Source organism: Pseudoflavonifractor phocaeensis, from assembly GCF_016901955.1.
Lineage (GTDB): Bacteria > Bacillota > Clostridia > Oscillospirales > Oscillospiraceae > Flavonifractor > Flavonifractor phocaeensis_A.
The window spans coordinates 1-26,504 of the sequence record NZ_JACJLC010000043.1; the positions used below are offsets into that span (position 1 = coordinate 1).

22 protein-coding genes are annotated in these 26,504 nt (G+C 62.0%); 11 read left to right on the forward strand and 11 right to left on the reverse strand.

The annotated features are described in order from the left end of the window. Positions 1-171 precede the first annotated feature (171 nt). From H6B51_RS10515 to H6B51_RS10530, 4 genes are all read left to right on the forward strand, one after another. A complete protein-coding gene (locus tag H6B51_RS10515) occupies positions 172-1,251 on the forward strand; it encodes an ABC transporter substrate-binding protein (protein ID WP_204883644.1) in 1,080 nt (359 codons plus the stop codon). A gap of 13 nt (positions 1,252-1,264) precedes the next feature. Next, positions 1,265-2,017 carry an ABC transporter permease gene (locus tag H6B51_RS10520; RefSeq protein ID WP_243421247.1) on the forward strand — a complete coding sequence of 251 codons (753 nt, stop codon included), beginning with the start codon at positions 1,265-1,267 and terminating at the stop codon, positions 2,015-2,017. Continuing rightward, positions 2,014-2,595 (forward strand): ATP-binding cassette domain-containing protein, encoded by a 582-nt coding sequence (locus tag H6B51_RS10525; protein WP_204883646.1) that lies wholly within the window; start codon positions 2,014-2,016, stop codon positions 2,593-2,595. Before H6B51_RS10520 ends, H6B51_RS10525 begins: the two co-directional genes overlap by 4 nt. Positions 2,596-2,702: 107 nt before the next feature. Further along, a complete protein-coding gene (locus H6B51_RS10530; RefSeq protein WP_204883647.1) occupies positions 2,703-4,622 on the forward strand; it encodes an LTA synthase family protein in 1,920 nt (639 codons plus the stop codon). A gap of 96 nt (positions 4,623-4,718) precedes the next feature. Here H6B51_RS10530 and udk read toward each other — a convergent pair whose 3' ends face one another. From udk to H6B51_RS10575, 9 genes are all read right to left on the reverse strand, one after another. Then, positions 4,719-5,342 (reverse strand): uridine kinase, encoded by a 624-nt coding sequence (gene udk / locus H6B51_RS10535; RefSeq protein WP_204883648.1) that lies wholly within the window; start codon positions 5,340-5,342, stop codon positions 4,719-4,721. Positions 5,343-5,419: 77 nt separating this feature from the next. Beyond that, positions 5,420-7,315 carry a threonine--tRNA ligase gene (gene thrS / locus H6B51_RS10540; RefSeq protein WP_418055068.1) on the reverse strand — a complete coding sequence of 632 codons (1,896 nt, stop codon included), beginning with the start codon at positions 7,313-7,315 and terminating at the stop codon, positions 5,420-5,422. Between the two features lie 508 nt (positions 7,316-7,823). Continuing rightward, entirely contained in the window at positions 7,824-9,554 is a 1,731-nt protein-coding gene (locus tag H6B51_RS10545) for a sensor histidine kinase (RefSeq protein ID WP_204883650.1), read from the reverse strand. 16 nt (positions 9,555-9,570) lie between these two features. Continuing rightward, positions 9,571-10,239 (reverse strand): response regulator transcription factor, encoded by a 669-nt coding sequence (locus H6B51_RS10550; RefSeq protein WP_204883651.1) that lies wholly within the window; start codon positions 10,237-10,239, stop codon positions 9,571-9,573. Positions 10,240-10,270: 31 nt separating this feature from the next. Continuing rightward, entirely contained in the window at positions 10,271-10,921 is a 651-nt protein-coding gene (gene phoU / locus H6B51_RS10555; RefSeq protein ID WP_204883652.1) for a phosphate signaling complex protein PhoU, read from the reverse strand. Positions 10,922-10,933: 12 nt separating this feature from the next. Further along, positions 10,934-11,695 carry a phosphate ABC transporter ATP-binding protein PstB gene (gene pstB, locus H6B51_RS10560; protein ID WP_204883653.1) on the reverse strand — a complete coding sequence of 254 codons (762 nt, stop codon included), beginning with the start codon at positions 11,693-11,695 and terminating at the stop codon, positions 10,934-10,936. A gap of 12 nt (positions 11,696-11,707) precedes the next feature. Next, the gene (pstA, locus tag H6B51_RS10565) at positions 11,708-12,604 is read right to left on the reverse strand and encodes a phosphate ABC transporter permease PstA (RefSeq protein ID WP_243421249.1); all 897 of its coding nucleotides are present in this window, start codon (positions 12,602-12,604) and stop codon (positions 11,708-11,710) included. A 5-nt stretch (positions 12,605-12,609) separates the two neighbouring features. Further along, positions 12,610-13,446 carry a phosphate ABC transporter permease subunit PstC gene (gene pstC, locus H6B51_RS10570; RefSeq protein ID WP_243421252.1) on the reverse strand — a complete coding sequence of 279 codons (837 nt, stop codon included), beginning with the start codon at positions 13,444-13,446 and terminating at the stop codon, positions 12,610-12,612. Between the two features lie 249 nt (positions 13,447-13,695). Then, entirely contained in the window at positions 13,696-14,592 is an 897-nt protein-coding gene (locus H6B51_RS10575; RefSeq protein ID WP_204883655.1) for a phosphate ABC transporter substrate-binding protein, read from the reverse strand. Positions 14,593-14,901: 309 nt separating this feature from the next. Here H6B51_RS10575 and H6B51_RS10580 point away from each other — a divergent pair, with 309 nt between their 5' ends. From H6B51_RS10580 to H6B51_RS10595, 4 genes are all read left to right on the forward strand, one after another. Then, positions 14,902-15,471 (forward strand): inorganic diphosphatase, encoded by a 570-nt coding sequence (locus H6B51_RS10580; protein ID WP_204883656.1) that lies wholly within the window; start codon positions 14,902-14,904, stop codon positions 15,469-15,471. A 117-nt stretch (positions 15,472-15,588) separates the two neighbouring features. Beyond that, positions 15,589-16,758, forward strand: a complete 1,170-nt coding sequence (gene glf / locus H6B51_RS10585) for a UDP-galactopyranose mutase (protein ID WP_204883657.1) — start codon at positions 15,589-15,591, stop codon at positions 16,756-16,758. A 12-nt stretch (positions 16,759-16,770) separates the two neighbouring features. Continuing rightward, a complete protein-coding gene (locus H6B51_RS10590; protein WP_204883658.1) occupies positions 16,771-17,799 on the forward strand; it encodes a glycosyltransferase family 2 protein in 1,029 nt (342 codons plus the stop codon). A 76-nt stretch (positions 17,800-17,875) separates the two neighbouring features. Then, a complete protein-coding gene (locus H6B51_RS10595; RefSeq protein ID WP_204883659.1) occupies positions 17,876-19,048 on the forward strand; it encodes a galactose ABC transporter substrate-binding protein in 1,173 nt (390 codons plus the stop codon). 59 nt (positions 19,049-19,107) lie between these two features. Here H6B51_RS10595 and H6B51_RS10600 read toward each other — a convergent pair whose 3' ends face one another. Continuing rightward, positions 19,108-19,818, reverse strand: a complete 711-nt coding sequence (locus tag H6B51_RS10600; RefSeq protein ID WP_204883660.1) for a DUF554 domain-containing protein — start codon at positions 19,816-19,818, stop codon at positions 19,108-19,110. Positions 19,819-19,967: 149 nt separating this feature from the next. On the opposite strand from H6B51_RS10600, the gene H6B51_RS10605 reads away from it, so the two are divergent. Then, positions 19,968-21,494, forward strand: coding sequence for a putative polysaccharide biosynthesis protein (locus H6B51_RS10605; RefSeq protein WP_243421250.1), 1,527 nt, complete (start codon positions 19,968-19,970; stop codon positions 21,492-21,494). Here H6B51_RS10605 and H6B51_RS10610 read toward each other — a convergent pair. After that, positions 21,481-22,410 carry a CPBP family intramembrane glutamic endopeptidase gene (locus H6B51_RS10610; RefSeq protein WP_204883661.1) on the reverse strand — a complete coding sequence of 310 codons (930 nt, stop codon included), beginning with the start codon at positions 22,408-22,410 and terminating at the stop codon, positions 21,481-21,483. The two genes, H6B51_RS10605 and H6B51_RS10610, sit on opposite strands and share 14 nt — an antisense overlap. 189 nt (positions 22,411-22,599) lie before the next feature. Here H6B51_RS10610 and H6B51_RS10615 point away from each other — a divergent pair, with 189 nt between their 5' ends. Both H6B51_RS10615 and bsh read left to right on the forward strand, forming a co-directional pair. Next, positions 22,600-24,924, forward strand: coding sequence for a vitamin B12-dependent ribonucleotide reductase (locus H6B51_RS10615; protein WP_335342145.1), 2,325 nt, complete (start codon positions 22,600-22,602; stop codon positions 24,922-24,924). A gap of 223 nt (positions 24,925-25,147) precedes the next feature. Continuing rightward, positions 25,148-26,116: a choloylglycine hydrolase gene (bsh, locus tag H6B51_RS10620; RefSeq protein WP_204883662.1), complete on the forward strand. Its 969-nt coding sequence runs from the start codon at positions 25,148-25,150 to the stop codon at positions 26,114-26,116. Positions 26,117-26,504: the final 388 nt, after the last annotated feature.

Below are 26,504 nucleotides of genomic sequence, written 5' to 3' on the forward strand. Positions count from 1 at the left end.
GTTTCATAGCAATACCTCCTTTTCTCCTCCCATCCTATGCCTGGGGAAAAAGAAGGGTACGGCGGACAGAATTGGAGAAATTGCCCGTTGACATTTGAAGGGGACATGATACACTAAACTAAGCCGTACAGAGAACAGACCCACAAACGGCTTGGAAAGGAAAGAACTGCCATGAAAAAGAGACTGCTTGCCCTGGGGCTTACCGTGACGCTGGCCCTGGGCCTCACCGCCTGCGGCCCCAAAGCCGCCCCCGAGACCGAGACTACCCCGGCCCAGACTGAGACCACCCCTGCCCAGGTGGAGACCACCCCGGCTCAGACTGAGACCACGCCTGCCCAGTCCGAGACCCCCACCGGGGAGAAGAACGAGATCAATCTGGGCCTGCTCAACGGCCCCACCGGCATGGGCGGCGCCAAGCTGCTGGCCGACAATGAGGCCGGTGCCACCGCCAACCACTACAACGTGACCATGGGCTCCGATCCCTCCACCGACATCCTGCCCAAGCTGAACAGTGGGGAGCTGGATATGGCCGCCCTGCCCACCAACGTGGCCGCCAACCTGTACAACAAGACCGGCAATGTGCAGCTGCTGGCCCTGAACACCCTGGGAGTGCTCCACATCCTGGAGAACGGGGACACTGTCAACTCCATGGCCGACCTGGCGGGCAAGACCCTCTACGCCATCAACCAGGGCAGCAACACCGAGTATGTGCTGGACTACCTGCTGACCCAGAACGGCCTGGACCCGGACACCGACGTGGACATCCAATGGAAGACCAGCGAGGAGGTCACCACCCTGATGGCCTCCGGTGAGATCGACCTGTGCATGCTCCCCGTGCCCGCCGCCACCACCGTGCTCATGCAGAACAGCGACGTGCGGGACGCCATTGATCTCAACGACGCCTGGACTCAGTCCGGGGCCGAGGGCACCTTCACCATGGGCTGTGTGGTGGTGCGCTCCGAATTTGCCCAGGAGAACCCGGAGGCGGTAAAGGCCTTCCTCACCGAGTATGAGGCCTCCATCAACTATATCAAGGACAACCCGGAGGAGGGGGCCGCCCTCATCGAGCAGTATGGCATCGTGCCCAAGGCCGCCATTGCCCAGGCCGCTATCCCCCAGGCCAACATGGTCTTTGTGGCCGGGGACGAGATGAAATCCATCTCCAGCTACTATGAGGTGCTCTTTGCCGCCGACCCCACTTCGATCGGAGGTTCCATCCCCGATGACGCCTTCTACTACATCGCGGAATAATACCCTGAGACGATTGCTGCGCGTTGTCATACCCCTGGCCTTTTGGCTGGGGGTATGGCAGCTTGCGGCTTTTTTCATTGACCTGCGCACCGACGGCCACGGAGCCCTGCTGCTGCCCGCCCCCCTGCTGGTGGCCGGGCGGCTGTGGACCCTGGGCGGCCAACCCGCCTTCTGGCAGGCGGCAGCCACCAGCCTGGGCCGCATTTTTGCCGGGTTTGCCGGCGGCGTGGCGGCGGGGGCCCTGGCGGCGGTAGCCACCTCCGCCCTCCGGGGAGCGGACTGGGTGCTCACCCCGGCAGTGAAAGTGATCCGAGCGGTGCCGGTGGCCTCCTTCATCGTACTGGTGCTGCTGTGGGCCCCCACCACCGGTGTGGTGCCCGCCATCGTGGCGGGGCTGATGGTGCTGCCGGTGCTGTGGGGCAACGTGTCCAAGGGCATCGCTCAGACCGATCCCCTGCTGCTGGAGGCCGCCCGGGCCTACCGCTTCGGCCGGTGCAAGACCGTCCGGCTGGTCTACCTGCCCTCGGTGCTCCCCTACTTCGCCAGCGGCTGCGCCACCGGCCTGGGTCTGGCCTGGAAGGCGGGGGTGGCCGCCGAGGTGCTCTGCCAGCCCAAGCTGGCCATCGGTACCCAGCTCTACCGGGCCAAGATCACCCTGGAGACCCCCGACCTCTTCGCCTGGACCCTGGTGGTCATCGCCCTCAGCTTTGTGCTGGAGTACGCTCTGGGCCTGGTTTTTGCCCGGCTGGGAGGTGGAAAACGGTGATATTGATAAAAAATATTACAGTGCGTTATGAAGAAAAGACGGTGCTGGACCGGTTTTCCCTGGAGCTGCCCGAGCATGGCATCACCGCCCTGTCCGGCCCCTCGGGCTGCGGCAAGACCACCCTGCTGCGGGTGATGGCGGGGCTCCAGCCGGTGGAGGGAGGAACCGCCGTCCTGCCCCCTTGGCCGGTGCTCCTCTTTCAGGAGAACCGGCTGCTGCCCTGGCGGACGGTGGGGCAGCACATTGCCGACGTGCTGCCCAGGGACCGCCGGGGGGAGGTGGGCCGCTGGCTGGCCCTGGCCGAGCTGGAGGGGGAGGAGAACAGCTACCCCGCCGCCCTGTCCGGCGGCATGGGCCGGCGGCTGGCGCTGGCCCGGGCTTTGGCCTGCGGCGGGGGGCTCATCCTGCTGGACGAGCCCTTCACGGGAGTGGACGCCCCCCGGGCAGGGCGTATCCTGGAGCGCATCAGGGCCCTGGGTACGCCGGTGGTGCTGTCCAGCCACGAGAAGGAAGTGGTGGACCTGTGCGACCGGGTGATCCCCCTGAAGGGGCCGCCCCTGCATCTGGCGGTGTTCTGAGAAGTTTCATACGATTTGCACAAAAAGCGGGGAAGCGCATTGCGTTTTCCCCTTTTTGTGCTACAATGGGGAACATCCAGTGATTTTATGCAAAGGCAGCGTATCCTATGGCAAGCATTGTAAAGCAACCAAAATTGAATATCCCGGAAGAGGAGCCGGCCGCTGTTTCCCCCCGCAAGCGAAAGCTGGCCCTCCGCTGGCCCAAGCTGGCTCTTACCCAGCGGCAATACTGGTGGGTCACCATGGCGCTTTTGGCGGTGGTCCCTCTGCTCTCCTTCACCCTGGTGGAGTACCTGAACTACAACGACCCCTGGAAGGACTTTACCCCCACCCAGATCGCCCTCAACCTGGTGTGGTACTACCTGGGGGAGCTCTTCTTCTACTTTCTCCGGGGCCGGCGGAGCGGCGCCGTCAAGCTGGGCCTGGGCATCGCCTGGGGCTTCGGCTGCGCCAACCACTACCTCATCGCCTTCCGGGGCCGCACCCTTTTTCCCGGTGATTTTCTCTGCCTGGGCACCGCCGCCAATGTGGCGGGGAACTATGACTACTCCCTGTCCCAGCGGCAGGCGCTCACACTGGTCATTATGGTGCTCGTTATCCTGCTCATGAAGTTCCTGCCGAACGAGTCACGGAAAAAATTTTCCTGGAAGGTGTTTGTTCCCTCGGCGGGAGTCTCGGCGGTATTTCTGGCGGTGTTCTTTGGCACCGGGCTGGTGGAGGGGCTGGGTATCGAGCCCTCCATGTGGACCACCCGGGGCAACGGCCTCTTCCTCAACTTCGCCGTGTGCATGAAGTATATGAAGGTGGACCAGCCGGAGACCTATTCCCAGCAGACCCTGTCCGGGCTGGGGGAGAGCTACACCAGCGATGAGCTGTCGGTGAGCGTGATGGACCCGGACGGGACGGTCCGTCCGGTGAATGTGATCGTCATTATGAATGAGTCCTTCTCCGACCTGTCTGTCCTGCCGGAGGTGGAGACCAACCAGGACGCCATGCCCTTCCTCCGGTCTCTGACAGAGAATACCATCAAGGGTTACGCCTACTCTTCGGTATTCGGCGGTACCACAGCCAACTCGGAGTATGAATTCCTTACCGGCAACACCACCGCCTTCCTGCCCGCCGGTACGGTGCCTTACCAGATGTATGTCTCCGACGGGGACCCCACCCTGGTGGGCCAGATGAAGGCCCTGGGCTATACCGCTATCGCCGCCCACCCCTACCGGTCCTCCGGCTGGAACCGGCCTTCGGTGTACAGCAACTTCGGCTTTGATGAAGTGTACTTCGAGAGCGATTTCCAGAACCGGACCTATATGCGGGGGGATTCCAGCACGGGCTATGTCACTGACCAGTGCGACTATGAGAACCTGATCCGGCTGTACGAGGAGAAGGAGAAGGGGGAGCCCCTGTTCCTCTTCAACGTGACCATGCAGAACCACAGCGGGTATCAGATGTCCTGGGAGAACCTGCCCCGGGAGGTGTGGCTCACCGGCTCGCTGGAGGGCCGGTTCCAGACGGTGAACCAGTACTTATCCCTCATCTACCAGAGCGACCAGGCCCTGGAGTACCTCATCAGCTACTTCGAGGGGGTGGAGGAGCCCACCATGATCCTCTTCTTCGGGGATCACCAGCCCCAGGTGGCCACCAACTTCTACACTGACGTGCTGGGCACCGACCCGGACACCGCCCTGGCGGAGAAAAAACAGATGGTGCCCTTCTTCCTGTGGGCCAACTACGATATTCCTGAGGCGGAGGGGGTGGAGCTCTCGCTGAACTATCTGTCCACTCTGCTCATGGACACCGCCAACCTGCCCATGACTGGTTACCAGAAGTTCCAGCAGGAGTTGTATGAGGCTGTTCCCGTCATCAACACCGTGGGCATCAGCGACGGACAGATCTGGTATGGGGAGAACGAGACCCTTACCGGAGACCTGGCGTCGGCGGTGGAGGAATACCAGGTGCTGCTGTATAATAACATTTTTGACAAATCCAACCGGCTGGAGGGCTTTTTCAGCCTGACGGAGGAATGAGACAAAGCGCCGGGGAAGACCCGGAAAAGATAAACACCGGCCCGGACGACGCTGCCTGCGTCGTTCGGGCCGGTGTTTTTTTACTTGCCCGCTGGCTCAGTCCTCCGCCAGGGCGATGTGGCTGCGGATGCGCTGGATGAGCATTTCCATGGCCACGGGATTCTTGCCCCCCTCGGGAACGATCAGATCAGCGTATCGCTTGGAGGGCTCTACAAACTGCTCGTGCATGGGCTTGACGGTGTTCAGGTACTGCTGCACCACAGAGTCCAGGGACCGGCCCCTCTTTTTCACGTCCCGCATGATGCGGCGGAGAATGCGCACATCGGCGTCGGTGTCCACAAAGAGCTTGATATCCATAAGCTGCCGCAGGGCGGGCTCGGCGAAAATCAGGATGCCCTCCACCAGGATGACCTTGGCCGGGCGTACCTCCACCGTTTCGGCGGCCCGGTTGTGCATGGTGTAATCATAGGTGGGGCTGTGCACCGTTTCCCCCCGGCGGAGCGCCTGGAGGTCGGCCACCATCAGGGGGGTGTCAAAGGCGTCGGGATGGTCGTAGTTCAGCTGACACCGCTCCTCATAGGGCATCTCGTCGTGCCGCTTATAGTAGTTGTCGTGATAGAGGATGGAGACGGCGTCCCCAAATCTGTCCTTCAGACCCAGTGTCAGGGTGGTTTTGCCCGAGCCGGTGCCTCCGGCGATGCCGATGATCATGGTGTCCATAGTTCAGCCCCCTGTTTTTTCTCCAGTATATCAAAAAACCCCGGATGGTACAAGCCATCCGGGGTTTGGGATCAGATTCAGGCCTTCTGCTCCTTGGACTTGGTCTCTACCTCGTCCTTCAGCAGGGCTGCAAAGGCGTCGAAGGCCATGACGGTCTGCTCGCCCTTGCGGTTGCGGACGGCCACCTCGCCGGACTCCACTTCCTTGTCGCCGATGACCAGCATATAGGGCACCTTCTCCAGCTGGGCCTCCCGGATCTTTTTGCCGATCTTCTCGTTGCGGGGGTCCACCTCCACCCGGAAGCCCTGGGCAAACAGCTTCTCCTTCAGCTCATAGCTGTAGTCGGCGGCCCGGTCGGTGATGGGCAGGATGCGCACCTGCTCGGGGGACATCCAGGTGGGCAGGGCGCCGGCGTACTCCTCCAGCAGGTAGGCCAGGGTGCGCTCGTAGCAGCCCATGGAGGTGCGGTGGATGATATAGGGGAACTTCTTCTGGCCGTCGGTGTCAACATACTCCATATCGAACTGCTTGGCCAGCAGCATGTCGATCTGGATGGTGACCAGGGTGTCCTCCTTGCCGAACACGTTCTTGTACTGGATGTCCAGCTTGGGGCCGTAGAAGGCGGCCTCGTCGATGCCGATGGTGTACTCCACCCCCAGGTCGTCCAGGATCTGGCCCATGACCCGCTGGGCCTCGTCCCACTGCTCGGGGGTGCCCTCGTACTTGTTGTTGGGGTTGGCGGGATCCCACTGGGAGAAGCGGAAGGTGCACTTGTCCAGCAGGCCCAGGGTGTCCAGGCAGTACTTGGCCAGATCCAGGCAGCCTTTGAACTCCTCCTCCAGCTGCTCGGGGCGGAGGATCAGGTGTCCCTCGGAGATGGTGAACTGGCGCACCCGGATCAGGCCATGCATCTCGCCGGAGTCCTCGTTGCGGAACAGGGTGGAGGTCTCACCCAGGCGCATGGGCAGGTCCCGGTAGCTGCGGCCACGGTTGAGGAACACCTGGTACTGGAAGGGGCAGGTCATGGGCCGGAGGGCAAAGCACTCCTTTTCCTCATCGTGGGGATCGCCCAGCACGAACATGCCGTCCAGGTAGTGGTCCCAGTGGCCGGAGATCTTGTACAGCTCCCGCTTGGCCATCAGGGGGGTCTTGGTCAGCAGGTAGCCCCGCTTCTGCTCCTCATCCTCGATCCAGCGCTGGAGGACCTGGATGGTGCGGGCGCCCTTGGGCAGCAGGATGGGCAGGCCCTGGCCGATCACGTCCACAGTGGTGAAATACTCCAGCTCACGGCCCAGCTTGTTGTGGTCCCGCTTCAGGGCCTCCTCCCGCTGCTTCACCCAGGCATCCAGCTCATCCTTCTTGGGGAAGGCGATGCCGTAGATCCGCTGGAGGGTCTCCCGGTTGGAATCTCCCCGCCAGTAGGCGGCGTTGCAGGCGGTGAGCTTGATGGCGTTGCCCTTCACCCGGGCGGTGGAGTCCAGGTGGGGGCCGGCGCACAGGTCGGTGAACTCTCCCTGCTTGTAGAAGGAGATAATTGCGTCCTCGGGCAGGTCGTTGATGAGCTCCACCTTGAAGGGCTCGCCCTTCTCCTCCATCAGCTTGAGAGCCTCGGTCCGGGGCAGCTCGAACCGCTCCAGGCGTAGCTTCTCCTTGCAGATCTTCCGCATCTCCCCCTCGATCTGGGCCAGGTGCTCGGCGGTAAAGGGGAAGGGGGAGAGCATATCGTAGTAGAAGCCCTCCTCAATGGCGGGGCCGATGGCCAGCTTCACCTCGGGCCACAGGCGCTTGACGGCCTGGGCCAGGATATGGGAGCAGGTATGCCAATAGGTCTTGCGGTACTCAGGATTTTCAAAGGTAAATTCATTTTTCATTTCTTCGGACATCACTAAAAACCTCCTTGTGTCCATGTGGCCGGCGCGCCATGCGCGCCCCGACAAGGGGCAAAACAAAAACGCTTCACCCCTGAATTTCAGGGGTGAAGCGTTAGGCTCCACGGTTCCACCCTGCTTGCGCAAAGGATATGACTTTACGCCGCTTGTGACTTCCTGTAACGGGAAAGCCCCGGCCCGGTCCTCCCGGGCGGCTCGGGAGTGGTACAGCCGCCGCGTGTCGTGGGGCCCTTCCACCAAATGGGCTCCTCTCTGTCCGCCGCTGCGCGGGTTCTTCTCCGTCCATGCCAATTTTGCAACAAGACTATATCACCAATGCTGCCCCCTGTCAAGCGGGAATCCAAGGGGAAAAAGAAAATTGAAATTAACAGTTTATTCACACTCAATACACGATTTGGCCTTATTTACAGGGTAGGATATAGACAGATTCCCGAAGGGGATCCAGACCATCCTCCCAAAACCAATTCCTCTCTTATCCCTCTCTAACACCTTTGCAAACACACAACACACACACCTCAAAACCCCCGGCCGCAAGGCCGGGGGTTTTGGGTTATACGGCCGGCACAGACCACATGGTCTGTGCCGGTGGGGGTCAATCCGCGGCCAGGGGTAGGGTGACGGTGAAGGTGGAGCCCTTGCCCACCTGACTCTCCAGCCCCACGGTGCCGCCGTAGAGCTGGGTGATGTGCTTGACGATAGCCAGGCCCAGGCCGGTGCCCCCGTTCTGCCTGGCGCGGCCCTTTTCCACCCGGTAGAACCGCTCGAACACCCGGCCCTGGTCCTCTGGGGGGATACCGATGCCGGTGTCGGACACGGTGATGACTACCTGACCGTCCCGGCAGGTCAGGCGGGCGGAGACGCTTCCGCCGGATTCGCTGTACTTGACGCCGTTGCTCATGAGATTGAGCAGCAGCTCCTTCAGCCGGCTTTTGGGTACGGCCACGGTGGCGTGGTCTCCCTCCACCGACAGGGTGATCCCCGCCTTCTGGGCGGCCGGGGAGAGCAGGTCGGCGGTCTCCCGGGCCACCTCCAGAGCGTCGGAATGCTCCTCGCTCTGTTCGATGGCCACTGACTCCAGCTCGGACAGCTTGAGGATGTCGTTGATCAGGTCAATGAGCCGGTCCACCTCCACGCCGATCATGGTGAGGAACCGCTTCTGGTCGGCGGGGTCGGCCACCATACCGGAGGACAGCATATCGGTAAAGCCCTTAATGCTGGTAAGGGGGGTTTTCAGCTCATGGGACACGTTGGCGGTAAACTGGGCCCGGATGCCCTCCGCCTTTTTCAGCTCGGTGACGTCGGAGATGAGGATGGAGGTGCCCACCCGCTGGCCTTCGTATTGCCGGCCGGACACCGGGGAGATGAACATCCGCAGGGAGCGGGCGTTTTCGGTAAGGGCGTCCACATCCAACAGGATGGCCGAACCCTTCTGGTGGCACTGGCCGATGGCGTCCCGGAGGCGACGGCTGCGGGTGAGCAGCAGGGCCCCGTCCACCTGCTCCCCCTCGGGGAAGCCGAAGAGGGTACGGGCCGCCCGGTTGATGGAGAGCACCTTGCCGTTTTCGTCCAGCAGGATGAGTCCTTCATCCATGCAGTCCAGAATGAGGCTCACTTTGTCCCGCTCCAGGGTAATGGACTGGATGTAGCCCTCCAGCCGCTCCATCAGCTTGTCGATGTTGCGCAGGATGGGCCGCAGCTCATCGTCCTTCTGGTACACCTCCAGCTCGGCGGTTCCCTTGCCGTCCAGCACGCCCTGGAGGGCGCCGCTCACCGAGTTGAGGGGGACCACTACCCGGTTGGCGGTGCGGCGGGCCAGGATCAGGGCCAGTACCAGGGCGATGAGTGAGGCGATGCCCACCCCCAGCACGCTGCCTGCCACCAGTGAGTTGATGGAGGACAGGGGCATGGAGGCCCGGCCGATCATGCCGTCGGCAAAACGCTTGGCTACGTAGAACATGGAGTCGCCCATGGTGTCGGACTGGCGTACCGCCTCTCCCCAGCCGTTTTGCTTGGCCTCGATGACCTCCGGACGGCTGTTGTGGTCCTCCAGGGTGGCGGCGTCAGCGCCGGTATCGGCCAGAACGGTGCCGTCGGTGTCGATGATGGTGAGCCGCTTGTCTGGGGCGGCGGCGTGGAACTGCTGGGACAGGGCCTCCGGCTCAGTAATGGCGCTCTGGGCGTCCATGAGCACCAGAAGCTCCTCCAGGGTGTTGCGGGCGGCGTCCATTTCCCGGCTGCGGAAGGTGAGGATGCCCACCACGTTGGAGATGAGCAGGGCGCACACCACCGTCAACAGGGTGGCGCCAATGATTCGTTTCTTCATTTGGTTTTCCCCTCTGTCAGGAAATTTTATATCCCACACCCCGGACGGTGGTAATGATGTCCTCCCCCAGCTTCTGGCGGAGGGCTTTCACATGCATGTCCACGGTGCGGGTCTCGCCGGTATAATCATAGTCCCAGACGGTCTGGAGGATCTCGTCCCGGGTAAGGGCCACCCCCCGGCGGGTACAAAGCAGCCGGAGCAGCTCAAATTCCTTGAAGGTGAGCTCCACCGGGCGGCCCCCCTTGCGCACCTCCCGGGCGGCGGGGTCGATCTCCAGGTCGCCGCAGGTGAGTACGCCGGTCTCCTGTCGCTTGGTGCGGCGAAGCACCGCCTTCACCCGAGCCTGGAGCTCCATGATGCCGAAGGGCTTGACCACGTAATCGTCCGCCCCGGCCTCCAGGCCGGACACCCGATCCATCTCTGCCGAGCGGGCGGTGAGCATGATGACGGGGGTCTCCCGGGACTCCACGCCCTCCCGCAGGCGGCTGAGAATGGTCAGTCCGTCCATACCGGGCAGCATGATGTCCAGAATGAACAGGTCGGGCTGGGGCTGGCCGTACTCCCCCTCCAGCATGGCCTCGCCGGACTCATAGGGGCGGACGGTATAGCCCACCGACTGGAAATAGTAGCGGAGCATCTCCCGGATGCTCCCGTCGTCCTCCACCACCACGATGGCTCTGGACATGGGATCACCTTCCCTCTGTAGTGATAGGGGCTCAGGCCTGGGGCTGGATCTCTCCGGTCACGCAGAAAATAGCCCACTGGGCGATGTTCACCGCGTGGTCGGCGATACGCTCCAGATACTTGGCAATGATGATGAGGTCGATGGCCTGGTCGGCCTGCTCCCGGTTCTCCACGATGAGTTCCACCAGCTCGCTTTTAATGGTGCGGAAGAGCTGGTCTATTTCGTCGTCCAGATTGACCACCGTGTTGGCGGCCCCGGTATCCCGGTTGACATAGGCGAAGATGGACCGCTTCACCATTACCCCGGCCTTCTGGCTCATGGTGCGGATGTCGGCCAGGGTGCGGGTTTGCTTCTGGCCCTTCAGCAGCAGGGAGATCTCGGCGATGTTGGCGCACTGGTCCCCGATGCGCTGCAGGTCGGTGACCATCTTCAGGGCGGCGGAGATGGTGCGCAGGTCCCGGGCCACCGGCTGCTGCTGGAGGAGGAGCCGCAGGCACCGGTTTTCAATGTCCCGTTCCATCTCGTCCATGTGGCGGGTCATTTCCATGGCCGATTTGGCGGCCTCCTCGTCCCCGGCGGCCAGGGACTCCACCACCACGTCGATGGCGTCCTCGGCGGCGGCGGCCATATCGATCATCTCATAATTGAGCTCCTGGAGCTCTGCGTCAAAGGTTTTTCTCATGAGAACCTCCTGTTAACCAAAGCGGCCGGTGATATAGTCTTCGGTGCGCTTGTCGCTGGGGACGGAGAAAAGCTGGGTAGTATCGCCAAACTCGATGAGCTGGCCCAGCAGGAAGAAGGCGCACTTGTCGGACACACGGGTGGCTTGCTGCATGTTGTGGGTTACAATTACTATTGTATAGTCTTTTTTCAAATCTGCAATCAGATCTTCGATTTTGGACGTGGAAATGGGGTCCAGGGCAGAGGTGGCCTCGTCCATCAGCAGGATGTCGGGCTCCACCGCCAGGGCTCGGGCGATACAGATGCGCTGCTGCTGTCCGCCGGACAGGCCCAGGGCGGATTTTTTCAGCCGGTCCTTTACCTCGTCCCAGATGGCGGCGCCCTGGAGAGATTTTTCCACAATGTCGTCCAGCTGACTCTTGTTCCGGATGCCGTGGGTCCGGGGGCCGTAGGCGATGTTGTCGTAGATGGACATGGGGAAGGGGTTGGGCTTCTGGAACACCATGCCAACCTGCTTGCGCAGCCAGGTCACATCCACCTTGGGGTCATAGATCTCCTGGCCGCGGTACTGGATGGAGCCGGTGATCTTGACCTCGGGGATCAGGTCATTCATCCGATTCAGGATGCGCAGGAAGGTGGACTTGCCGCAGCCGGAGGGCCCGATGAGTGCGGTGACCTGGTGCTCGGGAATATCCATGCTCACATCCTTCAGCGCATGATTTTCTCCGTACCAGAGATCCAGCCCCTTGGAAGAGAGAATCGTATTATCAGCCATGATGAGCTCTCCTTACTTTTTCTTGAATTTTTTGCCCAGAAATTTGGCGGCCAGATTGATGACCAGGGTGATAACAATGAGCACCACGGCCACGGAGAAAGCCAGGTCAAAGTCTGCCCGTACCTTTGCGTAGACGTAGAGGGCCACGCTCAGGGTGGAGCCGGAGGCGGAGAAAAAGCTCTCCAGCCCGTTCTGGAAGAAATCCTGCATCCGCATGCTCATGCCTACGGTGTAGAGCAGGACGGCGGACTCACCCACGATGCGGCCGATAGACAGGATGCAGCCGGTGATGATGCCGTCAATGGAGGAGGGAAGTACCACGGTGCGGATCATGTGCCACTTGCCCGAGCCCAGGCCCAGAGAGCCCTCCCGGTAGGACAACGGCACCGTTTTCAGGGATTCCTGGGTGGTGCGGATGACGGTGGGCAGGGTCATGATCACCAGGGTGAAGGCGCCGGCGATGAGGGTCTTGCCCAGGGCCAGAGACTCGGCAAAGACCAGCACGCCAACCAGGGCGTAAATGATGGAGGGGATCCCGGCCAGGGTCTCGGTGGCAAATTCGATGGCGGACACCAGCTTGCGATTGGTGGCGTACTCGGTCAGGTAGATGGCGGCGCCCACCCCCAGGGGCAGCACCACGATCAGGGTGGCGATGATGACGTACAGAGTGTTCAGAATGGCGGGGCCGATGCCCTGGGTATCGTTGCGCACACTCTCCTCAGAGGTGAGAAATTCCAGACTCAGGTTGGGAATGCCCCGGTAGAAGATATAGCACAGCAGAAAGACGAGCAGGGCCACCACAATGGCGGAGGCCAGGTAGATCAGAGCGCGCATGACGCCGTTGTACGCCCGGCGGCTGGCGGAAAAATTTCGGGCCATGTCCTGGGCGTTGTGGTTGTGATTTGCCATTGCGCTCATCCCTCCTTATCCTGTTTGAGGAATACGTTGAGGATCACGTTGATGCACATGATGAACAGGAACAGCACAAGGCCGATGGAGAACAGGGCCTGGCGCTGAAGGCCACTGGAATAAGCCAGCTCCACCGCGATGCCGGTGGTGAGAAAACGGACGCTGGAGAGAAGATCGGGCATATTGGCCACGTTGCCGGCCACCATCATGATGGCCATGGCCTCGCCGATGGCGCGGCCCACGCCCAACACCACGGCGGCGGCGATGCCGCTCTTGGCCGCCGGGGCGGAGACCCGGAAATAGGTTTCGATCTCGGTGGCGCCCAGGGCCAGGGAGGCCTCCTCATACTCCCTGGGCACCGCGTTGAGGGCGGTCTCAGATACGGAGATGATGGAGGGGAGGATCATTACCGCCAGCACCACAATGGACGCCAGCAGGCTCTCTCCGGCGGCGGTATTGAAGGTCTCCCGGATAAAGGGGACCAGCACCATCAGGCCAACCAGGCCGTAGACAATGGAGGGGATACCGGCCAGGAGATCCACCACCGGACGGATGATGGCGGCCACCCGGCGGGGAGCCACCTTGGAGAGGAACACAGCCATGAGAAACCCGATGGGCACCCCGATCACAATGGCTCCGGCGGTGCCATAAACGGAGGTAAGGATCAGAGGCAGGATGCCGAATTTGGGCTCCTTCGCCGTGGAGGCCCACTCGGTTCCGAAGAGAAAGTTCACCAGGCCGATTTCCCGGATGGCGGGGAGGCCGGAGATGATCAGATAGATGGTGATGACCAGCACAAAGGCAATGGCAATGAAGCCGCAGATGAAGAAGATTAGCTTCATAGTCTTCTCCAGGGCGTGCTTGCTTCCGGATTTGGTCTGCCGCCGGAGGTCGCCCTGATTCCGTTCCGCGGGAGGATTGCTCAGTGATTTTTCTTTCATAGGATACCAACCTTCACTTTTTTGGCTCCTCTGCTGAGAAAAAACGTGAACCAGCTTTCGCGTCTCTTCTCAGCAGAGGGACCACATGCCAAAACAAGCCCCCAGAAGGGTGGGGGCTTGTTCCGGCTGTGGGCATCGATGCATTCTGACTCAGGCGTTGGGGGACACGCAGCCGGCGGCCTCCACCTCATCGGCGGCGTCGGCGCTCATGGCCCAATCCAGGAAGGCCTGGGCGGCGGGAGAGAGCTCCGCGCCCTCCTTGGTGACCATGACAAAGGGACGCTGGATCTCATAGGTGCCGTCAGCCACAGTGGCCTCGGAGGGGGTCACATCGTTGACGGCCAGGGCCACAACGCTCTCGTCCACAGCGGACAGGGAGGCGTAGCCGATGGCGTTGGGGTTGCCGGCCACGGAGCCGATCACCTCGCCGGTGGACTCATACTCGTTGGTGTACACGCACTGATCCTCAACGCCCACGATCTCCTCGAAGGCGCCCCGGGTGCCGGAAGCGGCATCGCGGCCGATGACGGCGATGGCAGCGTCAGCGCCGCCCAGCTCGGACCAGTTGGTGATGGTGCCGTTGTAGATCTGGGCGATCTGCTCCACGGTCAGGCTGGTCACGGTATTCTCCGGATTGACCACGATGGCCACGCCGTCCAGCGCCACGATGTTTTCCACGGCGCCCTCGGCCTTCTCATCCTCAGTCAGAGCGCGGGAGGACAGGCCGATGTCCACGGTGCCGGCCAGGACGTTGGTGATGCCGGAGCCGGAGCCGGTGCCGGAGTAGTTCACCAGCACGTCGGGCTGAATCTCCTCAAAAGCCTCCTGGAAGGCGGCCATCACGTCGGCCATGGAGGTGGACCCGTCGGTGTTGACGGTGCCGGAGACAGCCGTGGTGGTGGGCTCGGTGCCGGAGGGAGAGCTGCTGGCGGGGGCGTTGCTGTTGCCGGCGGGGGACTGGGTGGTCTCGCCGCCGCCGCCGCAGCCGGCAAGCATGCCCACGCACAGGGCGGTGGAAAGCATCAGCGCAAGAGTTCTCTTTTTCATGTCATTCAATCTCCAATCAAGCAGATGTTTTGGTTTCCTGGGAACATGCTCCAGTATACCGGGTCATTGTAAAGTTGTCCCTCAAGGGTTTGTAAAGAATGGGTAAAGTCCTTCTGCCCCAGAGGGTTGGAGACTTTACACAGGACTGTGGGCTTGTTTTTTGCGGATTTGTGGGAATTTATCCGCGGAAATATTGTAATCTTATGGGGACAACGATATAATAAAACCATAATGGGAAAGCACGGCCTTCCGACCTGGGTTGTCCGGCGACGGCCGCCGTGGATATCCCCCGATAAAGGAGACCAGGCTATGTCGAATATCTGGCATGATGTCAACCCCGGCCGCATCCAGCCCGAAGACTTTGTAGCGGTTATTGAGATTCCCAAGGGCAGCAAAAAGAAATATGAACTGGACAAGGAGACCGGCCTCATCATCCTGGATCGGGTGCTTCACACTTCTACCCACTATCCCGCCAACTACGGTTTCATCCCCCGGACCTACGGCGACGATGGCGACCCTCTGGACGTGCTGGTGCTGTGCTCCGAGGCCATAGACCCCCTGACCCTGGTGCGGTGTTATCCTGTGGGCTATATCTCCATGCTGGACGGAGGGAAGAACGACGAGAAGATCATTGCTATCCCATTTTCCGACCCCACCTATAACACCTATCAGGACCTGATGGAGCTGCCCGGCCATATTTTTGACGAGATGGCCCACTTCTTCAGTGTGTACAAGGCCCTGGAGGGCAAGGAGGCGGTGGCCGGTGATGTGAATGACCGGGCGGCCGCCATCCGGGTCATCCGGAAGGCTATGGAGCACTATGCCGAGTGTTTCCCGGGCGGCGCCCCCAAGGGTGGAACCCGGGGTTCCGGCTGCTGAGCTTTTTTTCGCAAAATGTAAGAGAAAAGTCCCAATTTGGCCCTGTGCCTGTGATAGGATAGGGCTACCCAAATCAGAGAGTGAAAAATCAAGTGATAATAGGAGAGGACCGATACCATGGATCATCCATTTGACTGCCTCATCATCGGAGCGGGCATGGCGGGGGCGGTGTGCGCCCGGGAGCTGGCCGAGCGGGGTGGAAAAAAGGTGCTGGTGCTGGAGCGCCGGGCCCATGTGGGCGGAAACGCCTACGACTGCTTTGACCAGGCCGGAGTGCTCATTCACAAGTATGGCCCCCACATCTTTCATACCAACCATAAGCGGGTGTTTGAATTCCTGTCCCGGTTCACTACCTGGCTGGACTATCAGCATCAGGTGGTGGCCAATATTCCGGCGGAGGGAGGACGGCTGGAGATCCCGGTGCCTTTCAACCTGGTCTCCATGGAGCTGGCCTTTGGCCGGGAGAAGGCGGCCAGCCTGGCCCGCCGGCTCATCGCGGAATACGGCCGGGAAACCAAGGTGACCATCCTGGAGCTGCGGCAGAACCCCGACCCGGAGATCGCCGCCCTGGCCGACTATGTGTACGAGCACGTGTTTGTGTACTACACCATGAAGCAGTGGGGCCAGAAGCCGGAGGAGATCGACCCCAATACCACCGCCCGGGTGCCTGTTTTTCTTTCGGAGGACAGCCGGTACTTCCAGGATGTGTTCCAGGGCATGCCTCTGGAGGGATATACCCCCATGTTCCAGCGGATGCTGGATCACCCGTATATTACCCTGGAGCTGGCCACCGACGCCGCCAGCCGGGTGAAGCTGGAGGGGGAGCAGGTGCTGCTGGACGGCGCCCCCTTCCGGGGCACCGTCATCTATACCGGGGCGGTGGATGAGCTCTTCGGCTGCAAGTACGGCCGGCTGCCCTACCGTACCCTGGATTTCCAGTTCGAGACCCATCCGGTGGACTGCTGGCAGAGCCACGGCACAGTGAACTACACCATGGACCAGGACTATACCCGCATCACCGAGTTCAAGCAGCTCACCGGACAGAAGCTGCCCGGCGTCACCACCATCATGAAGGAATACTCCCGGGCCTATACCGGTGCGGAGGGGGAGACCCCCTACTACCCCATCATCAGCCCGGAGAACAACGCCCTATACAGCCGCTATCAGGGGGAGACCGAACGGTTGCCCAACTTCCACCTGCTGGGACGGCTGGCCGAGTACAAATATTACAACATGGACGCCATTGCCGCCCGGGCTCTGGCGCTGTGTGACGATCTGCTGAAGTGAGGAACAATACGTATGTCTAAGCTCATTACCTTTGCCGTCCCCTGCTATAACTCCGCTGCCTATATGGAGCACTGCGTGGAGACGCTGCTCACCGGCGGGGAGGATATTGAGATCATTCTGGTGGACGACGGCTCCACCAAGGACGATACCGCCGCCATTTGCGACCGCTACGCCGCCCAATACCCCCACATTGTCAAAGCCATCCACCAGGAGAATGGGGGCCATGGGGAGGGGGTGAACCAGGGCCTGCGCAATGCCACCGGATTTTATTATAAGGTGGTGGATTCTGACGACTGGGTGGACGCTGACGCACTCCAAAAGGCTCTGGCCAAGCTGCGCAAATTCGCCCAGATGGAGAAGCCGGTGGATCTGTTCATCGCCAACTATGTGTATGAGCATGTGGAGGACAATACCCAGAAGGTAATCCGTTACACCAATGTGTTCCCGGTGGAAAAGATCTTCAGCTGGAGCCGGATGGGCCGTTTCCGTCCCTCTCAGTTTCTGCTGATGCACAGTGTGATCTACCGCACCCAGTTGCTGCGGGACTGCGGGCTGGAGCTGCCCAAGCATACCTTTTATGTGGACAACATCTTCGTCTACCAGCCTCTGCCCTTTGTGAAGCGGATTTATTATATGGATATCGACCTGTACCGCTATTTTATCGGCCGGGCCGACCAGAGCGTCAACGAGTCGGTGATGGTGGGCCGAGTGGACCAGCAGCTGCGGGTCACCCGCCTGATGCTCCAGAGCCACAATCTCAATAAGCTGCGCCAGGAGCAGCCCAAACTGGCCCGGTACATGACCAGCTACCTGTCCATGATGATGACCATCTCTTCCATTTTCCTCATCCTGGACGGCTCCCCCGAGGCCCTGGGCAAAAAGACCCAGCTGTGGGAGGAGCTGCGCCACACCGACGTGGGGCTGTACCACAAGTTCAAGTACCGGTCCTTGTCCTTTGCCTGCAATATCCCCGGTTATCAGGGCCGTAAGCTGTCGGTGAAGCTCTACCGCCTGGCCCGGAAGATCTACAAGTTCAATTGAGGTCCCGCTGCCCCGTACCGGCGTCGTCCGGGCGGGGCTCCTCTCCTTCCGCCGAACCATCCAAGGAGGAACTGCCATGAGAAAGAACAGATTTGCCGCTCTGCTGCTGGCGGGAGCCCTGGCCGCCGGTATGGCGGGCTGCGGCGCCCAGCCCCAGGAGGAGAGCCCCGGCGTGGCTGTCAGCCCCAGCGCCCAGCCGGAGCTGGAGGCCGGAAAGGTGGCGGTGCTCTACTACGATTTTGAGGATGCCTACCTGTCCAATGTCCGGGAGTCCCTGGACGTGAGCCTGGAGGACGCCGGGCTGACCTATCAGGATTACGACTGTGCCAACGACCAGCAGACCCAGGACCAGGCGGTGGATACCGCCCTGGCGGATGGGTGCTCCATCCTGGCGGTGAACCTGGTGTCCAGCGGCGATCAGCAGGCCGCCCAGGCCATCCTGGACAAGGCCGCCGCCGCGGGGGCCCGGGTCATCTTCTTCAACCGGCCGGTGGAGGAGATGGACCAGGAGGGAGCTCTGCTGGGCGCGGAGGCCTACCGGGACATGGTGGCCTTTGTGGGCACCGACGCCCCCCAGGCCGGCCACCTGCAAGGACAGATGATCGGCAGCTATTTGCTCAACCATTATGACGAGGTGGACCGGAACGGGGACGGGATCATTACTTACGCCCTTTTACAGGGAGAGGATGACAACGCGGAGGCTGTCTACCGCACCCAGTACAGCGTGGAGGACGCCAACCTGCTCCTGACCCAGGGAGGCAGGCCGGAGCTGATCTACTTTGACCCGGAGGGTACCCACAGCTTCCAGGTGGACGAGAGCGGAGCCTGGTCGGCTGAGGCTGCCCAGGCCTATATGACGGATAACCTGGCGGAATTCAACGAAGCAAAAGGCAATATGATCGAGCTGGTCATCTGTAACAACGACGAGATGGCCCAGGGAGCCATCACCGCCCTCCAGGCGGCGGGATACAACACCGGTGACATTGGCGGCAAGACCATCCCGGTGTTCGGGGTGGATGCCACCCCCACCGCCCAGGCCCTTATCGCCCAGGGAATGATGACAGGCACCGTCAAGCAGGACCATGAGGCCATGGCTGCCGCCATCTGCCAGCTGGCCCAGGCGTCCGCCGGCGGCGCCGGCCTGGCGGACGCCGCCGCCTCGCTGGTGGCGGGGGATTCCACCTACTCCCTGGCGGAGGGGCTGGACAATAAGATCTATGTGGCATACGCCACCTTTACCGTGCGCTGAGCCGCAGAAAAGATCCCGCCATGGAATCATCAGATTCCATGGCGGGATTTTTAGTTTGCTTATCCCATCAGCCCGGCCAGCCAGTCCCGGAGAGGAAGGTAGCCCAGGGGTAGAAAGATGGCGGGGAGCATATTGCCCACCCGCAGCTTTTCCTTGGGCAGGCCCAGCATATTGATGCCGATACCCACGATGATGGTGCCCCCCACGGCGCTCATCTCGGTGACCACCGCCGGGTCCATCCCCTGACCCACGGCGCTGAAGATCAGGGTAAGTCCCCCCTGGTACACCAGGATGGGCAGGGCGGCGAAGGCCACCCCAACTCCCATGGCGGCGGCAAAGGTAATGGAGGTCACCCCGTCGATCACCGCCTTGGAGATAATAATGTCGTAGTTGCCGTTCATCCCTGCCTCCATGGAGCCGTTGATGGCCATGGCGCCCACGCAGAAAAGCACTGAGGCGTTGACAAAGCCCTCCACGAAGCGGCTGTTGCCCTCTCCCCGGATCAGCTTGCGCCGGAGGAGAGTACCCACCCCGTCCATTCGCTTTTCAATGTTGATAAGTTCCCCCAGCAGGGTGCCGATGACCATGCACACGATGACGCACAGGGTGTCGGCCGTGCCGATCATGCTGGAGATGCCGATGCCCAGCACGCACAGGCCCAGGGCGAAGGTGAGCCCAGAGGCGAACCGGGAGCTGATACGGTTTTTGAACAGCAGGCCCAGAACACTGCCCAGCAGGATCAGGGCCACGTTGATGACGGTGGCGATCATGGGGATTCCTCGCTTTTATACTGCAATTCGCTAAAACAAGCGAATATTATGATAGACCAAATTCCCCCATTTGTCAAAGGATTTCTGCCCGTATGGGGACAAACCCTTCCGAATACAGTAAAAGAGGATGGCGGAAGGGGGAAAAGCGGATGAAGCCGAGGCGTACGTCCATGGTATACGGCACCCTGGTGCTCACCGGCACCGGGATCGCCGGTCAGTTTTTGGGATTCCTGTACCGGATCCTCCTCTCCCGGCTCATTGGGGCGGAGGTCATGGGGCTGTACCAGCTCATCATGCCGGTGTACTCGGTGCTTATGTCCCTGACGGCGGTGGGGCTGACGGCGGCGGTGTCCAACCTGACCGCCAGCTATTCCGCCCGGGGGGACTGGGGGACGGCGGGGCAGGTGCTCCGCCGGTGTATGGGTTGCTTCCTGATCCTTTTCGCGGTACTGGCGGGGATTACCGCCCTGCTGTATGATCCCATTTCGGTGTATCTGCTGGGGGATGCCCGCACCCAGACCGGGCTGCTGCTCCTGCTGCCCTGCGTCCTGCTCACCGGGGTGGAGAACCTCCACAAGCACTTTTTCTATGGCGGGGGCCGGGTGGGCCCGCCTGCCCTGGTGGAGCTGTGGGAGCAGGTGATCCGGGCCATCGCGGTGCTGGGGCTGCTGGTCCTCTTCCTGCCCCAGAACCCGGAGCGGTCGGTGGCCCTCATCGTCCTGGGCATGATCTGCTGCGAGGTCTTTTCCGCCCTCACCCTGGTCACCCTGGCCCGGCGGCGGCTGGCGGGGGTGGGGCAGGGGTCCCTTGCCCCCGCCCAGGCGGACCGGAAGATCTTTGCCATTGCCCTGCCGGTGGGGTTCACCAGCCTGCTGGGCAATCTGATGGGCTCGGCCAACGCGGTGCTCATCCCCCAGCGGCTGGTAGCCGCCGGGGCGGAGGTAGAGGAGGCCATGGCGGAGTTTGGGGTGCTGTGCGGCATGACCATCCCCATGCTCTGTCTGCCCACCGCTTTCATCGGGGCTCTGGGACTGGTGCTCATGCCGGGGCTGGCCCAGGGAGCCGCTCTGGGGGACAGGGGGCTGGTCCGCCGCCGGATCAGCCGGGCCATGACTGCCGCCTCGGTGCTCCTCTTTCCCGCCCTGGCCCTGCTGGTGGTAGTGGGGCCGGAGCTGGGGACCATCCTCTTCCGGGAGGAGGGGGCGGGCCGGTATCTCCTTCCTTTGGCGGTGGGGGTGCTGCTGTCCTGCTGGCAGGGGGTGCTGGGCTGCGCCCTTAACGGTTTGGGCAGGCAGGGGGCCGCCGCCCGCAATTCCCTGCTGTCCGGCGGGGTGCAGCTGGTCTGCACCTATGTGCTGCTGGGAACGCCGGAGGTGGGGGTCCGGGGATACGCCGTGGGCTTTGTGGCTTCCGCCGCCCTGGGGGCGGGACTAAACTGGCTCCAGGTGCGCCGGACCGCCGTCATGAAGGCCAGGCTCTTCCCCTGGCTGGTGGCGCCGGGGCTGTCAGCCCTGCTGATGGGCCTCACCGGCAACCTGCTTTTCCGGTTCCTGCTGGACAGCGGGGCAGGGGAGCTGCCCGCCATGGGCGGCTGTGCTCTCTTTTGCGGGGTGCTCTATCTGGCTGCCCTCCAGGCCCAGGGCCTGCCGCTCCGCCGGCTGTTCAGCCTAAGTTGAGCAGGATAAGAAAGGCAGCCAGGGCACAGAAGAACAGCATCCCGGGATTTTCAAAGAAGAGCCGCCACTTCCATCCGGCGGACAGGAGGACGGAGCCGGGGGCCGGAGAAGTCCGGCGGAACTCCGCCTTGAAGAGGGGCAGCCCCAGCACCATGGAGCCAAAGACCAGCAGGTTGAGCAGGGTGTCCCCGGCCTGGCCCCACAGCTCCAGCAGGGGCACCAGCCCAACCGAGGTGAAGTTGAGCAGAGCATGGAGCAGGATGGTGTACCGCAGCCGCCCGGTGTACAGGGCCACGTAGGCCAGGATGGTCCCTACCCCCACGGCGTAGAGCAGTTGATTCAGCGTGCCGTGGAACAGGCCGAAGCAGAGGGCGGAGGACAGAATGGCAAACCGGTCTCCGTACTGCCGCAGCCGGTCCAGCAGCAGCCCCCGGAACAGGTACTCCTCCGCCAGGGGGGCGATGACGCACCCCAGCAGCAGGTTGAGCACCGTGGGGTAGCCGCTGAGGGAGTCCACCGGGTTGACCACCGGGGCCCCCCGGAGCCGGCCGATGAGGTAGGTGAGGACCAGGGTGACCAAATTGGCGGCATATACCACCCCCAGGGTAATGACCAGCCACCGGAGGAAGTCGTGGATGGAGCAGGAGCGGCGGGGCTTGTCCGCCGCCCCGGGGGTGCCCCGGAGGACCAGGCAGAATGCGGGCACCCCAACCCCGTAGGCCGAGCCCACCGACAGGCACCACAGGAACAGGGGGGAGGTCCGCCAGGCGGGGGCCAGCAGGGCCAGCAGCAGCCCCGCCCCCAGCTGGACGGCCAGCATGGCGGCCATCTGGGCGAACAGGGCCCAGCCCAGCCGGGAAAACCACTGACAATGGGTGCGGAGCGGGTTTTCCGGCTCCGGAAGAGGATGGTTCATTCCGTCACCTCGCACAAAAATGAAATGTAAGAACTGGATGCTCCGGCCCGATGGCCGGGGGAAAATCCCCCGGCCCGTACGGGCGCCAGGGTTTCCGGTCACATTATAGCAGGCCGGGGCCGTCAGGGCAAGAAATCGGACATATTGACATCCCTTTTTTTCGTGATACAATATCTTGTGCTTGTATCCGTGAAGAAGAAGGAAGGAGAGAAACGTATGCCGATTTCTGAAAACGCCAAGGCGGTGCTGGAGCGGCGCTATCTGGCCAAGGACGAGGCGGGCAACCCCACCGAGACGGTGGACGGGCTGTTTCGCCGGGTAGCCAACGCCATTGCCGAGGGGGACCGGCACTTTGACCCCAAGGCCGATGTGGTGGCCACCGCCCGGGCGTTTTATGACATGATGACCAACTTGGACTTTTTGCCCAACTCCCCCACCCTGATGAATGCCGGCCGGCCTCTGGGCCAGCTGTCGGCCTGCTTTGTGCTGCCGGTGGCCGACTCCATGGAGGACATTTTCGACGCCATCAAAAACGCTGCCCTCATCCACAAGAGCGGCGGGGGGACCGGCTTTTCCTTTTCCCGGCTGCGGCCCAAGGGCTCCACGGTAAATTCCACCGGAGGAGTGGCCAGCGGCCCCATTTCCTTCATGAAGGTGTTCAACTCCGCCACCGAGGCGGTGAAGCAGGGCGGCACCCGCCGGGGGGCCAACATGGGTATCCTGCGGGTGGACCATCCGGATATCATGGAGTTCATCACCTGCAAGAATGACACTGCGGAGATCACTAACTTCAACATCTCCGTGGGGATCACTGAGACCTTTATGGAGGCGGTGAGCGCCAACGGCATGTATGATCTGGTGGACCCGGCCACCGGACGGGTCACCGGCCAGCTCAACGCCAGGGAGGTCTTTGACGCCATCGTCCAGTCCGCCTGGCAGACCGGCGAGCCGGGCATCATTTTCCTGGACCGGCTCAACCGGGACAACGCCGTCCCCGGCCAGGGGGAGATCGAGTCCACCAACCCCTGTGGAGAACAGCCTCTGCTGCCCTACGAGAGCTGCAACCTGGGCTCTATCAACCTGGTCAACCACATTACCCGGACGGTGGCAGGCTGGGTGCTGGACCGGGCCAAGCTGGAGCGCACCATCCGTACCGCCGTCCACTTCCTGGACAATGTCATCGAGGTCAACCAGTATCCCCTGCCCGAGATCGACCGGATGACCCGCTCCACCCGGAAGATCGGCCTGGGGGTCATGGGCTTTGCCGACATGCTGCTGTACATGGGGGTGCCCTACAACAGCGAGGAGGGCGTGGCCCTGGCCGCCGAGATCATGGACACCATCAACACCATCGGTCACCAGGAGAGTCAGCGGCTGGCGGAGGAGCGGGGCGCCTTCCCCCTCTTTGACCAGAGCATCTACCGGGACGGGCCGCCCATCCGCAACGCCACCGTCACCACCATCGCCCCCACCGGCACCCTGTCCATCATCGCCGGAGTGAGCAGCGGGGTGGAGCCGGTATTTGCCTACGCCTATATCCGCAACGTCATGGACAACACCCACCTCATCGAGACCAACCAGATCCTGAAGGACAAGCTGGTGGAGGCGGGGATCTACTCCGAGGAGCTCATGCGCAAGATCGTGGAGCAGGGCTCTCTGGCCCACGTGGAAGGCATCCCCGAGGAGATTAAGCGGGTGTTCGTCTGCGCCCACGACGTGTCTCCCATCTGGCATGTGAGGATGCAGGCCGCCTTCCAGCAGTACACCGACAACGCCGTCAGCAAGACGGTGAACTTCCCCAATTCCGCTACCAAGGCGGAGGTGGCCGAGGTCTACCGCCTGGCCTACACCCTGGGGTGCAAGGGCACCACCATCTACCGGGACGGCAGCCGCAACGAGCAGGTGCTCAACATAGGTAAGGTGAACGACGGCAAGGAGACCGCCCCCGCCGGCCGGGTGTGCGAGGAGTGCCGGGTGCCTCAGGAGGAATACGGCCACATCCTGCCCCGGCCCCGGCCCGCCGTCACCACCGGCTTTACCGAGAAGGTGCGCATCGGCTGCGGCAACCTGTATATCACTGTCAACTATGACGAAAACGGCATCTGCGAGGTATTTACCAACACCGGTCGGGCCGGTGGCTGTCCCAGCCAGTCCGAGGCTACCGCCAGGCTGGTCAGCGTGGGTATCCGCTCCGGCATGGACCCCAAGGAGATCATCCAGCAGCTCAAGGGTATCCGCTGCCCCTCTTGCCTGCGGCAGCCGGGGGTGCCGGTGACCTCCTGCCCGGATGCCATCGCCAAGGCCCTGGAGAAGGTGCTCAAGGTGTCCAGTCAGCCCCATGAGCCGGTGCCTGCCCCCATCAGCGCCGCCGCCAAGGCGGCCGCCATTCCTCGTCCGGGGATGACCCCTGCCGAGGCCAAGCTGGCCAAGTTCTGCCCTGAGTGCGGCGCCCGGCTGGAGCATGAGGGAGGCTGCGTCACCTGTCGGGATTGCGGCTACTCCAAGTGCGGCTGAGCCCACGCTCCCACACCATGACAGGCATAGCGCCTGCCGCTCCAGGAGCGGCAGGCGCTGCTTTTTTGCAAACCGAGGGACAAGCGCCCGGAATTGTTTACAAATTCCTCTTTCTTTTTGGAGATTTTCCCGGTATGCTGGTTATGGTTCCATCCCCGGACCTGGGATAGAACGGGCCGCGGTCCACATACTAAGCCCGAGTTCCGAACAGGAGGGATCCTTCATGTGTACCAGCCTTATTTTTACCACCGACGCACCCTATTTTGGCCGGAATCTGGATCTGGAGTACGATTTTGGCCAGCAGGTGGTCATCACGCCCCGGCGGTTTCCCCTGACTTTTAAGGCCGTGCCTCCGCTGGAACGGCATTACGCCATGATCGGCATGGCCACGGTGGCGGCGGGCTGGCCTTTGTATGCCGAGGCCATGAATGAAAAGGGCCTCTATCTGGCGGGGCTCAACTTTCCCCACAGCGCCCGCTACCCCTGCGGGCGGGAAGACGGCTTGTCCCTTGGGCCCTATGAGCTGATCCCCTGGCTGCTGGGGACCTGTGAGACGGCGGACCAGGCGGTGGAACAGCTGCGCCGGATCCGGCTCCTGGACGTGCCCTTCCTGCCGGACATGCCCTGCGCTCCTCTCCACTGGCATCTGTCCGACGGGAAACGGACAGTGGTGGCCGAGCCCATGGCGGAGGGACTGCGGCTGTACGAGGACCCGGTAGGCGTGCTCACCAACGAGCCTCCCTTTCCCTTTCATCAGGCCAATCTGAGCCAGTATCTGGGCCTGTCCTCCGCCAATCCGGAGGACCGGATGGGCGCGCCGGAGCTAAAGCCCTTCGGCCAGGGAATGGGCGCTTTGGGCCTGCCTGGGGATTGTTCTCCCGCCTCCCGGTATGTGCGGGCAGCCTTCCACAAATGGAACAGTGTGTGCGGAGGGAATGAGGGGGCCAGTGTGAGTCAGTTCTTTCACATCCTGGACACGGTGGCCATGGTCCGGGGGGCGGTGCGCACTTCAGAGGGGAAGTGGGACGTGACCCGTTATTCCTGCTGTATCAGCGCTGCCACCGGGGCTTATTACTACAAGACCTATGACGGCGGGACTGTCTCTGGGGTGGCCTTTTCCCGGGAGCGGCGGGAGGGGAGCGCCCTGGCTTGCTACCCTCTGGAGCCCATGCCGGAGCCCCGGCTTTTGTGACCGCCGGAAATTTGGGAAAAGGATGTTTGGCTTCCAGGGGTGAACCAGGAAGTTTGCAGCTTCCTGCCAGAGAAAAGGATCCAGATCAAAATGCGGTTGTGCAGCTTCCCTATATTATTTGATAAAAAAATAACGAAATTTTCTCCCAATCCACTTGCCTGTTATGCTGAGAAGAGGTATACTATTTAGGAGGGAATTTGTTAAAATAATAACAAACATACTGGGATCGACAAATAAGGAGGCACAGGAAATGGGATTTGTGAAGCTGGAGAAGCAGGGCCACGTAGGCGTGGTCACCATCGACCGGCAGGAGGCGCTGAACGCGCTGAACAGCCAGGTGCTCAGCGACCTGGACGCCGTCATCGACCAGGTGGCCGCTGACGATGAG